Origin of the sequence: Methyloligella halotolerans, assembly GCF_001708935.1 — a bacterium.
Taxonomy (GTDB): Bacteria; Pseudomonadota; Alphaproteobacteria; order Rhizobiales; family Methyloligellaceae; genus Methyloligella; species Methyloligella halotolerans.
The window spans coordinates 233,806-247,702 of sequence record NZ_MASI01000005.1 but is presented as its reverse complement, the minus strand read 5'-3'; the positions used below and the strand labels follow the sequence as shown (position 1 = coordinate 247,702).

Annotated in this window: 11 protein-coding genes and 1 pseudogene; 9 read left to right on the top strand and 3 right to left on the bottom strand. The window is 62.7% G+C overall.

All coding sequences use genetic code 11. The features are described from left to right. Positions 1-77 precede the first annotated feature (77 nt). From soxC to A7A08_RS11015, 5 genes are all read left to right on the top strand, one after another. Positions 78-1,385, top strand: coding sequence for a sulfite dehydrogenase (gene soxC / locus A7A08_RS11030; protein ID WP_245290901.1), 1,308 nt, complete (start codon positions 78-80; stop codon positions 1,383-1,385). Beyond that, the gene (locus A7A08_RS11025) at positions 1,378-1,947 is read left to right on the top strand and encodes a c-type cytochrome (protein ID WP_069095517.1); all 570 of its coding nucleotides are present in this window, start codon (positions 1,378-1,380) and stop codon (positions 1,945-1,947) included. Before soxC ends, A7A08_RS11025 begins: the two co-directional genes overlap by 8 nt. A gap of 153 nt (positions 1,948-2,100) precedes the next feature. Beyond that, on the top strand, positions 2,101-2,376 hold the full coding sequence (locus tag A7A08_RS16555) for a hypothetical protein (RefSeq protein WP_208430617.1): 276 nt from the start codon (positions 2,101-2,103) through the stop codon (positions 2,374-2,376). Positions 2,377-2,393: 17 nt separating this feature from the next. Next, positions 2,394-3,194, top strand: a complete 801-nt coding sequence (locus A7A08_RS11020; RefSeq protein WP_208430616.1) for a hypothetical protein — start codon at positions 2,394-2,396, stop codon at positions 3,192-3,194. A 522-nt stretch (positions 3,195-3,716) separates the two neighbouring features. Further along, positions 3,717-4,352: a TetR/AcrR family transcriptional regulator gene (locus A7A08_RS11015; RefSeq protein WP_245290897.1), complete on the top strand. Its 636-nt coding sequence runs from the start codon at positions 3,717-3,719 to the stop codon at positions 4,350-4,352. Between the two features lie 307 nt (positions 4,353-4,659). On the opposite strand, the pseudogene A7A08_RS11010 reads toward A7A08_RS11015, so the two are convergent. Further along, a pseudogene (locus tag A7A08_RS11010) lies at positions 4,660-6,107 on the bottom strand (LLM class flavin-dependent oxidoreductase). 470 nt (positions 6,108-6,577) lie between these two features. Continuing rightward, the gene (locus A7A08_RS11005) at positions 6,578-7,882 is read right to left on the bottom strand and encodes a type II toxin-antitoxin system HipA family toxin (RefSeq protein WP_069095516.1); all 1,305 of its coding nucleotides are present in this window, start codon (positions 7,880-7,882) and stop codon (positions 6,578-6,580) included. 296 nt (positions 7,883-8,178) lie between these two features. Between A7A08_RS11005 and efeU the strand changes: the two genes are divergently transcribed. From efeU to efeO (A7A08_RS10985), 4 genes are read left to right on the top strand one after another with little or no spacing between them, the layout of a single operon-like run. Further along, positions 8,179-9,036, top strand: a complete 858-nt coding sequence (gene efeU / locus A7A08_RS11000; protein ID WP_069095515.1) for an iron uptake transporter permease EfeU — start codon at positions 8,179-8,181, stop codon at positions 9,034-9,036. Beyond that, on the top strand, positions 9,029-10,204 hold the full coding sequence (efeO, locus tag A7A08_RS10995; protein ID WP_069095514.1) for an iron uptake system protein EfeO: 1,176 nt from the start codon (positions 9,029-9,031) through the stop codon (positions 10,202-10,204). Before efeU ends, efeO (A7A08_RS10995) begins: the two co-directional genes overlap by 8 nt. Before the next feature lie 5 nt (positions 10,205-10,209). Next, on the top strand, positions 10,210-11,598 hold the full coding sequence (gene efeB, locus A7A08_RS10990) for an iron uptake transporter deferrochelatase/peroxidase subunit (protein ID WP_069095513.1): 1,389 nt from the start codon (positions 10,210-10,212) through the stop codon (positions 11,596-11,598). Positions 11,599-11,657: 59 nt separating this feature from the next. Beyond that, positions 11,658-12,482 (top strand): iron uptake system protein EfeO, encoded by an 825-nt coding sequence (gene efeO / locus A7A08_RS10985; protein WP_069095512.1) that lies wholly within the window; start codon positions 11,658-11,660, stop codon positions 12,480-12,482. Here the strand turns inward: efeO (A7A08_RS10985) and A7A08_RS10980 are convergent. Then, the gene (locus A7A08_RS10980; RefSeq protein WP_069095511.1) at positions 12,479-13,747 is read right to left on the bottom strand and encodes a cation:proton antiporter; all 1,269 of its coding nucleotides are present in this window, start codon (positions 13,745-13,747) and stop codon (positions 12,479-12,481) included. The genes efeO (A7A08_RS10985) and A7A08_RS10980 overlap by 4 nt on opposite strands. Positions 13,748-13,897 lie beyond the last annotated feature (150 nt).

Here is a 13,897-nt window from a genome sequence, read left to right as displayed (position 1 = left end):
CTCCCCGCAGTAAAAGCGTCGGCGACACCGGGGCCGGTCAACCGGCCGGCTCCGGTACGCCTAGAAGGTATGAGGATATGACCGACCAAAGAGACAACGGATCAGATGAAGAGTGCCCCTGTCAGGAGGGCATGTTTCCGAAGCGGGTTTCGCGACGGAACCTGTTAGCGGCGGCGGCGGGCGGCTTGCCGATGCTGCTGGCGGGGCGCGCTCTCGCTGAGGAAGTCAAGAACGCGGCCGGAGAGACGATCGACGTGCCGGCGGATCCGACCAAGGTGCCGGGCCGGCCGGTGGGATCGGACGGCGGGTACGGTTCTCGCTCGCCTTTCGAGACCGAGAAGCGGCTCATGGAGAAATCCAATCCGAGCCAGATCACCAGCTGGTCCTATACGCCGCTGGCGACCCAGATCGGAAATATGACGCCGTCGGGGCTGCATTACGAGCGCCACCACGGTGGGATCCCGACCATCGATCCGGCGCGTCACGACCTGTTCGTTCACGGCATGGTCGAGCAGCCGAAGAAGTTCAGCATGGCTGAGCTGAAGCGGATGCCTTCGATCACCCGCAAGCACTTCATGGAGTGCTCCGGCAACACGCTCACGGAGTGGAAGGGCCCGAACGCGAAGACGGTACAGGTGACCCACGGACTGCTCAGCACGTCCGAATGGACCGGTGTCCCGTTCAGCTATCTGGCGCGTGAGATCAAGCTCAAGCCGGGTGCCTCCTGGGTGCTCGCCGAAGGTGCGGACGCCGCGGTCATGACCCGCAGCATCCCGCTCGACAAGATGCTGAAGGATGCCTTCCTCGCCTACGGTCAGAACGGCGAAGCGATCCGGCCGGAGCAGGGCTATCCGCTGCGGCTCGTGCTGCCGGGCTACGAAGGCAACATGAACATCAAGTGGATACGGCGCCTGGAGATCAGCGACCGGCCGTATATGACGCGCGAGGAGACCTCCAAATATACGGGGCTCAACGCCAACGGGATCGCCGATCAGTTCTTCTTCGGCATGGAAGCGAAGTCGGTGATCACCTTCCCTTCCGGCGACATGAAGCTGCCCGGGCCAGGCCATTACGAGATCGCCGGGCTTGCCTGGTCGGGTAATGGACGCGTCCGCTCCGTCGAGGTTTCGCTCGATGGCGGCAAGACCTGGTATCCGGCCCATCTGGATTCGGTGCCGGAGCCGATGTGCACGGTGCGCTTCACCTTCCCGTGGCGTTGGGACGGAAAGCCGGCAGTGCTCGCCAGCCGTTGCATCGACGAGACCGGCATGAGCCAGCCGACGCGCGATGAGCTCGTCGATCTGCACGGCCTCAACCACGTCTATCACTACAACGCGATCCAGAACTGGGCGGTCGCTGCCGATGGAGGCGTCACCAATGTCTAGAACGCCGGCAATGCTTACCGCGGCCTTGGCCGCCATCCTGCTCCTCGCTCCAGGAGCGGCCCGGGCCCAGGCGTCCGAAGAGTTGGCCATCGGGTTCGGCACGCCGCTGAAGCCGGCCGATCTCAAGGAGTTCTTTTCGATCCCGCCGGATGGCGCCGGTCTGCCCGACGGCAGCGGCATCGCCAGCCAGGGCGAAGAGGTCTACGCCAGCGCCTGCGCCATGTGCCACGGACAGAAGCTGGAAGGCATCCATGCGACGGGTGCACCGGCCTTGGCCGGCGGTCGCGGCACGCTGAAGGATGTGCCTCCGCTCAAGACGGTGGAGAGCTACTGGCCCTACGCCACCACGCTCTTCGACTACGTCAAACGCGCGATGCCATTCCACGCGCCGGGCTCGCTGACCGACGACCAGGTCTACGCGGTGACCGCTTACATCCTGCACGTCGACGGCATCATCGAGGAAGACGAGGTCATGGATAAGGACACGCTTCCGAAGGTGAAGATGCCCAACGCGGACGGGTTCGTGACCTACAAGGCTCCGGATCTCAGATTGTACAAATAAAATAGAGGCTTAGCCGCCTCTATAGCGGAAATACAAAGGCGCGAAAATCTCGGAATCAACCAGAGAGAAGCTATCCGGAACCGCTCCCGACAGAGGGGCGGCGGGTGCGAAAAAAGAACGAATGCAAGAGGAAACGCAAAAAAGGGTAGGGCAATGCAAAAGGTTCAATTCGCGGAGGGCATCGAAGTTGCTCCTCTGAGGCTTGGAAGTGCCTTAAAGGGGGCAGCTTGGATTTACGGCCTGACGATCGCGTCGTGTGCGCTCGTCAACGTCATCGTGACTCACTTTCCCATCGGGCCATGGGTCGGTGAAGAGATTGCGAAGCAGTTCTGGCTCGACAACGTGACCTGGCAGATCTTTGCCGCAGGTGGGCGTGCCTGTTTGCGGTTTGCAGCTTTTGGCCATTCGACAAGGTGGAGAACCCGCTGACGCGCGGGATCTACGTTGTGATCGCATCCTGGGTTCTCGGATGGATCACCGCCAAGTCGATCTATGTGAGCGGACTTGGGGCCGACTGGGTCTTTCCCCTGGTGGGAACGTCGTGGTTCTTCCTCGCCTTCTTCTGCTTCAACGGCGAGAACTGGATCGTGCAGGGGCTGAAGCCAGCCCGGCAGTTCTTCCTGCTGCTCATCCTGATCGGCGGACTCACCTATGTCCTGACCCATACGGATGTGGGCTGGATCCCGGCGTGGTGGTTCCCGTTCAACTTGGTCGGCGCCGGTACGGGCACGCTCGCTTACCTGACCCGTGGCATGCGCCAGCCTGAAAAGTCCGTGACTCAGATGTCGCTTCTTTTCCTGGTTGCGGGTGCGGTGATCTGGGCCTCGATGGGGCTCGGGTTCTGGGATGCCGATGCGGAAGGCGTTGCCGCCTTCTGGAACATGGGCGCCATCGGAGCGGGCAACGAATGGCTCGTCTTCTTCATGGTGGGAACGTCGCTGAATTTCGCGCTGCCCGTCCTGTTCCACAACTGGCCGTTCACCCACATCCCCATGCCTTGGGGCGGCATTCTCGCATGCTGCTTCTACCTGGCGCTGGATGTCGTGGTGACGATGGTTCTGCTGGCGGGTGTGGGCTCGCTCTACAGCCAAGAGCAGCTGCTGACCTATGCCTATATGGGCGTGAACTGGTCTCTCGTGATCCCGCTCGTGTTCGGTGTCGGGCTGAGCCAGCCATATCTCTGGCGCGGCCAGCGCACCCCGGGCAACTGGGAGGACGTTGACGAGGCAGTGCCTAACGCAGCCTAACGATCAACGGCCATAAACGAGTACCAATGGAGGTTGGGGTGTCCGGAATCGAAGCTAACGATTGTTGCTGCGGTTCCGGCCATCCCGCCTCCATTTCTTTTATGAGCGAGACCCCCCGTTGCTTCCCGGTTTCGGGGAGATTTTCCTACCCGCTTTTCCCCCTTTTCCGCTGCTATGATCGGTTGCGCAGAGCAATTTATCGCGTCATAGTTAGCTGCTGTGCGGAACCTGTCTTTAGCGCTCGTGCTTTACTCTCGATGCGGCCTAGACAGCTGGTTCGCCGGTTGGATCACTGCCTCCTCCATCGCTCCGGATGGGATGGAAGGGGTCAGCAGCGCGCGGGTTTGCTTCATGGCGACCTTGCCGCTCGGACATTAATGACCGAAACTGGGACGGCAAAACGCGTTGGGAGCAGGTTGCCGCAGGCGACGTTCTCCTGCAGATTGGGGTGGCCCCATCTTCATGGGATCTTCCCCGCACCAAACCGCCGCGCCGAGCGCCACATGATGGGATGCTAGAACTTTGGTTGAGCCCGCAACGATCGAGACTTCGAAATCCGCCGAGACTTCGAAACCCGAGAAGCCGCAGAAAGAGCGGATTCGCCGGATCACCGCCAAGCTGTTTGCCGAGAAAGGCTATCAGGCCGTCGGCGTCGCAGAGATCGGCGAAGCTGTCGGGCTAGGCCGCGGTGCGCTCTACTATCATATCGGCAGCAAGGAAGACCTGCTCTACGACATCGTGATCCGCTACATCACCGATCTGGTGACGGCAGGGAACACGATCATGTACGAGTATTCCGATCCTCACGAGCGCATCACGCAGCTGAGCCGCTATCTGATGCGCACGATCGCCGAGCATCTCTCTGAACTCACCGTCTGCTTCCGCGAGGCGGAGGCGCTCACGGGCGAGCGACATGACGAGGTCTCTCGTCTCCATTTCGACTATCAGGAGATCTGGGCGCGGGCCATGCGCGAGGGCGCTGAGCAGGGCACCTTCCGCGTTCTGCCGGCGGTGGCGCTGAAGGGCATCCTCGGCATGTATTTCTACAGCTTCTTGTGGCTGAACCCCAACGGCCGGCACAGCTCAGACGAAATCGCCGACGTGTTTGCCGACATCGTCTTCCGGGCGGCCGATAAGAATCCTTCCACCGAATCCTAGCCTAGCGCTTTGATCGCATGTGGGGCGGTCGCCGGCCGCAATGGCGCGCGAAGCTTCTCACCGATAATCTGAGCTGCTAACCTGATGCCACTGAGCGCGACATGCAATATGCGCATGCCGCCGCTCAAGGCGTGATCGTCTTCGCATGGAAGGTGGGAGCGTGAAGACGATCCCGGTCCGGTACAGCCTCCGCGGGAGAGGACCTGACGGCGCTGTACTACGGAGGGTCTCCCGACATTTCGTCCGCACAGGACGAGATTAAGATAAAGGGGCGGGAGCCTTGTGGCTTCCGCCCCTTTCCGTCTGGCTACTGCGCAGCCTGCGGAATTTTCTCTTCGGCGAAGTTGGAGTCCGTCGTCTTGTCCTGGACGCTCTCCTTGTCGGCATACGCACCGCGCTGCTCGGCCGCCGGATGGGTGTCTTCCGTATACGGCGTATCGGTGCCGATCAGCTTCTCGCGGAAGGTGCCCGGCTTGTACTCGGTCTGCGCACGACCACGCTTGACCAGCTCCGGAACCACATAGTTGATGAAGTCGGAAGTGGTGCCCGGCGTCACTGCGTAGGCGAGGTTGAAGCCGTCGATACCGCCTTCGTCGACCCACTCCTCGAGCACGTCGGCGACCTTCTGCGGACCACCGACGAGGACCGGACCGAGACCGCCGATGCAGCGCTCGCGGATAACATCCTTCACGGTCCAGGTCTTGCCGTCATGGCCGCTGGTGAGGGACTCGAGCGTGGTACGCAGGGAGTCGTTCTCCAGAGCCTCGAGGGGCTGGTTCGGATCGTAGGTCGAGAAGTCGATGCCGGTCCAACCGCCATACAGCGCCAGCATGCCTTCCGGGCTCGCATAGGAGAGGAACTCCTGATACTTGCGCTCGGCGGCTTCGTCGCTGGCCCCGGTGATGACCGTCAGGAGCGTGAAGATCTTGACCGAGTCGCGGGACCGGCCAGCGGCCTCGACCTGATCGCGGATCTTCGTGGTGACGGCCTTGGACTGCTCAATGCTGGTGGTCAGGATGAACATGCCTTCGGCGTGACGGGAGGCAAAGGCCTGGCCCTTCGGCGACGCACCGGCCTGGAAGATGACCGGGGTACGCTGCGGGGAAGGCTCGCAGAGATGGAAGCCGGGGACCTTGTAGTACTTGCCGTCGTGACGGATCGGATGGACCTTCGCCGGATCGGTGAAGATGCCGGATTCCTTGTCACGGTGGACAGCACCTTCTTCCCAGGAGCCCTCCCAAAGCTTGTACATGACCTGCATGTATTCTTCGGCCATGTCGTAGCGCTCGTCGTGGCCGATCTGCTGTTCCATGCCGATGTTGAGCGCGGCGCTGTTCAGATAGGACGACACGACGTTCCAGGCCACGCGGCCCTTGGTCAGGTGATCCAGCGTGGAAAGACGGCGGGCCAGCACATAGGGCTGCTCGAAGGTCACCGCGGCGGTGACACCGAAGCCCACATGATTGGTGACGGCGGCCATGGCCGAGATGGCGCCGAACGGATCGTTCACCGGCACCTGGTCGGCGTCTTTCAGCGCCGCGCCGGCAGAGTTGCGGTAGACGTCGTACACGCCAACCACGTCGCGATGAAGAGCGTGTCGAAGTGACCCCGCTCAAGCTCGATCGCCATGTTGGTCCAGTACTCGATATCGTTGTACCGGGACGCCTGACTTTCCGGATGGCGCCACGTTCCGGCCGCCTGGTGACTGACGCATGTCATGTCGAAGGCGTTCAGAATAATACGCTTCTTCGTCATACTTCTCAGCTCCTTGGGTTTCCCTAATCTCTTGGTTTGTGCTTTCCTTAGACGTTCCGGATTACCGGCGAAGTCGGGCATCCATCGAGTGCTGCAAGCTCCCCCTTCAGGGTGCGAAACGCCTGTTCAAATACCGTTAGAGCGGACGCCAATAATGTAACGGACCCCCACCCCGAATAGAGCGCTTTTGAACCCTCCCGAAAGCGCCCTGTATCGATCGGTATGTACAACATGAGAGCCATCGAAAGCCGAGTCAAGCGGCTTTCAGGCGTCGTGTTCAGCGTCAGGGCAAAAACCAATCATACCAGATAGTTACGTCTGGCGCTTTGGCTAGAATGCCGCGTAGGCCCAGATCGGCCGCCGCCGCGTAAGCGAATGAAATGCACGGTTTGGGAGCAATCGCGCGCCCGCGTGGACGTCCGCTCCTTTCCGAACCGGCACCCCCGATCCTCACCCACCCGCACGCCGGCTCAAGCCTCCAGCGAGGCGCGGCGAAGCTTCCCGATACGCTCCGCCATGACCTGTCCGACGGTCTCGTGGATCGGCGAGAATAGCGGGCTGTCGAGCGTGGCCTCGACCGCGGCGAGGGCGGCAGGCACCGTGTCGGCAATCTCCTCCATGGCGGTCTGCGCGACTTGGCGCGACAGGCCGGCTTCCTCAGCGGTTTCGAGGAAGTGGCGCGGCTCGATCTCCGCGATGATGTGCTGCCGGTCGTCGCCCACGGACAAGGAGAGGCGCGGGTTCAGTCCGCCCGCCGATCCGTCGGCGATGCTCGGCTCAACCGTAAGGATGTCGTAGAGAGGCGTGAGGTGGTACGCGCCGCCCGGACCAAGGAAGATGCTGAAATTCTTGGCGTGGCCGTCGGTGGCGCCGGTGAGCCAGAAGAGGAACTGCGTCTTGAGCACGGTCGTCTGATCGCGGACCGCGTCGTCGCTTCCTTCGAGCACCTTCAAGATCTGGGCGAGGCGCGGGCCGCCCTGGCGCTCATATTTGATTGAAGGGTGGACCGACAAGGCCTGACACATATCCTCTTGGGGAAGCCTGACGATCCTGCCGGAGCCGTCGCGCTTCCGGTCGAAGCGCTCAACCACCAAGGTGCGGGTTTCGCCGAAGGTGACGATTTCGACCCCCGTCACCGGCAAACCGAAGGCCTCCGCCAGCTTCAGGCAGTAATATTCGTTCTCGACGCTGTTGGAGAGATCGGTGCCGGTCGGCAGCTTGCCAATCTGGGTCTTCAGGATGTGGGTCGTCGGGGTTGCGCCATGGGGCTTGAACCATCGCCCGTCGTCGAAGAAGAGCGCGGTCTTCTTCTGAGCGCCCGCCACGGCGATGCGGAAAGGATCGTTGGGGGCGAGCCCAAGGGGCGCGTCGGAAAGATCATGGAGCAGGGCCTCGACGTCCTCGTGCTCCAACGGTTCGCCTGAGATCGCCGGGGTGCTATCGCGGCCCGGTTCTGCCGGCTCGTGGTCCGAAACGATGCGCAGCGCACCGGCGCAATCGGCGCCGATCTCGGCGAACAGGCTGAAGGTATCCGGTCCGGATGTTCCGAGCCGGTCCGCGATCTTTTGCCGATGCTTCTCGGAATCGGGGAGGAGATTGTCGAAGACCGCGGAGACAGACGGTCCCTCATAGGGCCCCTCCGCCAAAGGCAGCGCCATCGAAGCCGGAGCAGCGGATTCATCGCTGAGCCATGCGTCGTCGTAAGCAAAGACAACATCGCCCGCCCCGTTCTCGGTCAGATGCCCGATGAGACGGTCATCGAGGAGGACCCGCAGGGGCGGACGTGGAAATCATGAGGCATAAGTCGTCACGGGCTCAAATCGGGAGAGACGACCGTAGTATGTACCGTTCGATATGTACACGACCGAATGGCCCTGTGGCTGAGGGAGATGCGCACAAAAGTCACGATCAAATGTCGTGTCCAGCGGCGCGCCTCCCGGCCGGTCTACCGGACCCTGACCGCGCGATCACGATGGTTTGAAAAATCGACGTCGATACGGCGACTTGTGTCCTGGACAAACCGACTCTAAAAGTCTCCTTTTGTATCTCAAGTCACTGAACCGGGCCGATAATGCTGGCGCCATTTCTCATCATGTTGCGGGAAGGTCTCGAGGCCGCCCTGATCACCGGAATTATCGCGACATACCTGCGCCAGACGGGCCGTTCGGCCTGGATGCCGTTGGTCTGGATCGGCATCTTCCTGGCCGTTGCGATGTCGCTGTTCGTCGGCGCGGCGCTGCAGTGGGTGAGCGCCGAATTTCCACAGAAGATGCAGGAGCTGTTCGAGGCCTGCGTCGGGCTTGTCGCGGTGGTCGTGCTGACTTCCATGGTGTTCTGGATGCGCAAGGCCGCGCGCTCCATCAAGGCGGAGCTTCACCATTCCATCGATAACGCGCTGCATTCGTCTGCGGCAGGCTGGGCGCTGATCGGCATGGTGTTCTTCGCCGTGGCACGCGAGGGACTGGAGTCCATCTTCTTCCTGCTCGCCATCTTCCAGCAGAGCACGGGGCCGGCCATGCCGCTGGCCGCGCTCGCCGGGGTGCTGATTTCCGTCGCGGCCGGGTTCGCCATCTATTTCGGCGGGCTGAGGCTCAACCTGAAGCGCTTCTTCCGCTGGACCGGCATCTTCATCCTATTCGTCGCCGCGGGCATTCTCGCCGGCGCGGTGGGCAGCCTTCACGAGGCCGGGCTTTGGAACGGGCTGCAGACGCCGGCCTGGGATCTGAGCGCGGTACTGCCGGTCTCGAGCGTGCTCGGCGCGGTGCTCTCGGGTTTGCTCGGCTATCAGGAGAGCCCGAGTATCGGCGAGGTGATCGTCTATCTCGCCTTCCTTGCCGTAAGCCTCTATTTCTTCCTGCAGCCCTACACGCCTTCTGCGGAAGCGCACAGCACTGCTGCCCTGAAGCCCGCGGAAGGGTCCAATGCCTGAGCAGCAGAAAGAGACGGCCCCGACGTCGCGGTGGGTCTATGGCGGGCTGGGTGCTGCGATCCTGCTGACGCTCGCGGGCGGGGCGGCCTTCTATGCCGCCACCCAGAAGAAGGGGACCGGCGAGGTTGCGAGCGATTACACTGTCTCCGTCTCGGCCAAGTCGTGCGAGCCGAACGAGATGACGGTGCCGGGCGGCAAGCGCAGCTTCGAAATCGTGAACACGTCGGATCGGCCTATCGAGTGGGAAATTCTCGACGGCGTCATGGTCGTTGCGGAGCGCGAGAACATCGCGCCCGGCTTCCGGCAGACGCTGACGGCTCAGCTGGCGCCCGGCGAATACGAGATCACCTGCGGCCTGCTCTCCAACCCGCGCGGCAAGCTCACCGTGACGGAGTCCGAGGAGGCGCGAGCAGCGGCAGCCGATGTCGGCTTGCGGAATTTCCTCGGCCCGCTGTCCGAATACAAAGTCTATCTCGTGCTTCAGGGTGCCCGCACGGTCGCCGAAGCGGAGGACCTGGCGACGCTGATCGGGGAAGGCGACCTGGACGCCGCGCGGGCGAAATGGGAAGTCGCGAGGCTGCCGTACAAGCGGGTGGAGCCCGTGGCCTACCGGTTCTCCGATCTTGAGAATTCGATCGACCCGGTGGCGGACTATCTGGCGGAGCGTGAGGGCGATGCCGGTTTTACCGGCTACCATCGGATCGAATACGGGCTGTTCGAGGAGAACAGCACAGAGGGGCTGAAGCCGGTCGCCGACCAGCTCGTGGCCGACCTGAAGACGCTCAAGACGCGCCTCGCCAAGCTGAAGCTCGACCCGGCGCTTCTAATTTCAATTCCAGCCGAGATGGCGCGGCAGCTGGCCCAGGGCAAGATCGCCAAGGGCGAGGACCGCTATGCGGAAACCGATCTGGCGGATATCGCGGCCAATTTCGAGGGGATCCGGAAGATCGCCGGACTCCTGCAGGCGGTGGTGAAGCCGGTCGATCCTGCGCTCGAAGCGGAGATCGAAGAGGACATCGCCGATATCGGCGCTCAGCTCGATGCGCTCAAGGCCGAAGACGGCTACCCGGCCTATTCCTCGGTCGACGATAGCGACCGCGCAGCCCTGGCGGACGCCTTCGGTGCGCTTGCCGACACGCTCGACCGGCTCAATTCGGTGATCGGGTAGAAGACATGACGAAAGACAGCAAAAAGAAAGCAGGCGCGGCTCAGGATTACGGCTGCCCCTATGCAAGCCGCCGCGATCTGCTGTTCGGGCTTGCGGGGGCAGGCGGGGCGTTTGCACTCCGGTCGGGCGGCGCGTTCGCCAAGGACGCTCCGGTTTCCGAGCCACAGAAGAAGACGGAACGGGCCGACGAAACGAGCGGCCGGCAGGTTGCCGATGCACCGTCCGGTTCCGGCAATACTCGGGACCGCGTTCCGTTTTACGGTGAGCACCAAGCCGGGGTGATCACGCCGCGTCCGGCCACGGGGATCGTCGCGTCGTTCGATGTCGTCGCGCGGGATCCCGAGGATCTGGAGCAGATGTTCCGGAAGCTCACCGACCGGATCGCGTTCCTCACCCAGGGCGGCAAGGTTCCGCAGCTCGATCCGAAGCTGCCGCCGGCGGATTCCGGCGTGCTGGGTCCGGTTATCGAGCCGGACAATCTCACCATCACGGTGGGGCTAGGGAATTCGCTGTTCGAGAATCGGCCCTGGCTGAAGCCTCACAAGCCGAAGCAGCTTGTGCGCATGCCGGAGTTTCCGAACGATGCGCTGGACGCGGACCGAAGCCATGGCGACCTCTCGCTGCAGTTCTCCGCCAACCTGCTCGACACCAACATCCATGCCCTGCGCGACATCGTGAAGAACCTGCCGGAGTTCCTTGTCATGCGGTGGATGCAGGAAGGCGACGTTCCGGTCATTCCGCCGAAGCCGGACGGAAAGACGGAAAGCGCGCGCAATTTCCTCGGCTTCCACGACGGTTCGGCGAATCCCGACTCCAACGATGCGGAGCTCATGGAGGAGGTGATCTGGGTCGACGAGAAGGATGACGAGCCGGAATGGGCCTATGGCGGCACTTATCAGGCGGTGCGTATCATCCGGAACTTCGTCGAGCGCTGGGACCGCACGCCCTTGCGTGAGCAGGAGCGCATCATCGGCCGGAAAAAGAACAACGGCGCGCCGCTCGACGGCGGTGACCGGGAGAGCGAGGTGCCGGATTACGCGGCCGATCCCGACGGCAAGCTGACGCCGCTCGACGCGCATATCCGGCTTGCCAATCCGCGCACGGAGAAGACGCGGGAAAACCTCATGCTGCGCCGGCCGTTCAACTATTCCAACGGTGTCACGAAGTCGGGCCAGCTCGACCAGGGCCTGCTGTTCATCGCCTACCAGGCCGATCTCGACAAAGGCTTCGTCACGGTGCAGCGGCGCCTCGATGGCGAGCCGCTCGAAGAGTACATCAAGCCGGTCGGCGGCGGATTCTTCTATGTGCTGCCCGGTGTGCCGGAGCCCGGGGACTATCTCGGGCGCAGCCTCATCGAGGCGGCCAGCAAGACCTCAGACGACAAGCCGACCTAAAGCGCCTCAGGCTTCTTCCCAAGGCTCATCCTCAAGGTTCTTTCCCGAAGGAAACCGAAATGTCTCTTACCCGTATCCTCTGTGCGCTGACATTCGCCCTGCTGCTCGGAGCGGGCGGCGCCCAGGCGCAATCGAACCAGGCCTCGCTCGAACTCGTCGAGCCCCTGGCCGAATACAAGCTCTACGTTGCCGAGCATACGGCGTCGCTGGTCGAGGATACGAAAGAGTTCGTGGGCGCCATCAAGGATGGCGACGTTGAGAAGGCGAAGTCCCTCTTCGCGCCGACCCGCCGCAACTACGAAAAGATCGAGCCGATCGCCGAGCTGTTCGCCGATCTCGACGTCTCAATGGATTCCCGCGCGGACGATTACGAGAAGGGCGAGGCCGATCCGAATTTCGGAGGGTTCCACAGGATCGAGTATGTGCTGTGGGAGAAGAATACGACGGAAGGGCTCGACAAATACGCCGACAAGCTTCTGGCGGACGTAATTGAGCTGGATAGCCGGGTCAGCGAGCTGACCTTTCCGCCGGAGATCGTGGTGGGTGGTGCCGCGGTTCTCATGGAAGAGGTGGCGGCGACCAAGATCTCGGGCGAGGAGGATCGCTACAGCCGTACCGACCTGTGGGATTTCGAGGCCAATTTCGACGGCTCTCGGAAGATCTTCGAGCTGTTCAAGCCGCTCATCGACGATGAGGCGTTCATCGCCAAGGTCGAGTCGAACTTCGCCGATGTCTATGAGGTGCTGGCGGACTACCAGACCGAGGATGGCGGCTTTGTCTCCTACGAGAAGCTGACCGATATGGACCGCAGGGTGCTTTCCGCCAAGGTCAACACCCTGGCCGAGGAGCTTTCCACGCTGCGCGGACGGCTGGGGCTCGGCTAGAGCTTCAGCTCAGGTTCCTCCTCCCGTCCGAACAGTCGGATGACGGCGGGCAGGGTGAGCCCCTGCACAAGAATGGTGAACAGCGCCACGCAATAGGTCGCCGCCAGGATGGCCGGCTTTTCGTCCACCTCGTGAATGGACAGGGCGAGCGCCACGGAGATGCCTCCACGCACGCCGCCCCATGTCAGGATGGGGATCGTCCCCTTGGCGAACTCCTCGAAAGGCCGCAGCGCAAACACCGAGATCGAGACCGCGATCAGCCGCCCGAACAGCACGATGGGCACGGCGGCGAGTGCGAACGGGGCGAGCGATAGGTCGTACTGCAGGATCAGGACCTCGAGACCGATCAGCAGGAACAGCAGCGAGTTGAGAATCTCGTCGATCAGGGTCCAGAAATCGAACAGGTGACGGCGGGTCGTCTCGCTCATGGCGATGGCCGCACCGCGATTGCCGATGAGAAGCCCGGCGACGACCACGGCGATGGGGCCGCTGACCTGGAGGACCTCGGCGATGGCGTAGGTGCCCATGACGAGGGCCAGGGAAATGAGCACCTCGATGGGATAGTCGTCGATCTCGCGCATGGCGCGATAGGTGATGTAGCCGGTCGCGAAGCCAAGCAGCCCCCCGCCCAGAGCCTCTTTTAGGAAGTCCTGGCCGAGCTCCAGGAAGTCGACGCCATTGCCTTCGCCGCCCACCGCCGCGGCCAGCAGGATGGTGAAGAGCACCACGCCGACGCCGTCGTTGAAGAGGGACTCGCCGGCCATATCCATCTCCAGGGTCTCAGCGACTCCCGCATTCTTGAGGATGGCGAGCACGGCGATGGGATCGGTCGGGCTGATCAGCGCGCCGAAGACGAGGGCCCAGGCGAAGGTGATCGGGAAGCCAATGGCCGCGCCCGCGTACCAGACCCCGACGGCGATGACGATGGTGGAGATCACCACGCCGAGCGTGGCCATGAGGCCCACGGCCCAGGCACGCGCCTTCAGCAGGCCGAGATCGACGTGAAGGGCACCGGCGAAGAGCAGGAACCCCAGCATGCCGTGGAGCAGGGCGTCGGAGAAATCGATCCCTTCGATGGTGTTGGTGAGTTCTGCGAAGATCGACGTCTGAGGCAGCAGCAGCTCCAGCCCGACGAGGACGAGGGAGGCTGCAAGACCCATGACCAGCAAGCCGACATTATGGGGGAGGTGGATCAGACGATGGTTCAACCATGCGAAGAGGGCGGTGAGGACAAGAAGCCCCGCGATGATCTCGAATAGCGACAACGATCCTTCCCCCTCTCGCCGTGTCCTTACCGTCGTGCTTCTCGCGTCGGACCTTCTCCGGCGTGCCTCTCGCGCCGTCCGTCACAAAGTTGCGCAGATCGGTCTCGTCTCCGAAAGACTAAGGAACCCGCACCCCGAGCTCCGCGTCAA

Bases quoted from the DNA above. Each gene is read 5' to 3' on its own strand.
- A7A08_RS11025 (WP_069095517.1), top strand. From the start codon at position 1,378: ATGTCTAGAACGCCGGCAATGCTTACCGCGGCCTTGGCCGCCATCCTG.
- efeB (WP_069095513.1), top strand. From the start codon at position 10,210: ATGACGAAAGACAGCAAAAAGAAAGCAGGCGCGGCTCAGGATTACGGC.
- efeO (WP_069095514.1), top strand. From the start codon at position 9,029: ATGCCTGAGCAGCAGAAAGAGACGGCCCCGACGTCGCGGTGGGTCTAT.
- efeO (WP_069095512.1), top strand. From the start codon at position 11,658: ATGTCTCTTACCCGTATCCTCTGTGCGCTGACATTCGCCCTGCTGCTC.
- soxC (WP_245290901.1), top strand. From the start codon at position 78: ATGACCGACCAAAGAGACAACGGATCAGATGAAGAGTGCCCCTGTCAG.
- efeU (WP_069095515.1), top strand. From the start codon at position 8,179: ATGCTGGCGCCATTTCTCATCATGTTGCGGGAAGGTCTCGAGGCCGCC.
- A7A08_RS16555 (WP_208430617.1), top strand. From the start codon at position 2,101: ATGCAAAAGGTTCAATTCGCGGAGGGCATCGAAGTTGCTCCTCTGAGG.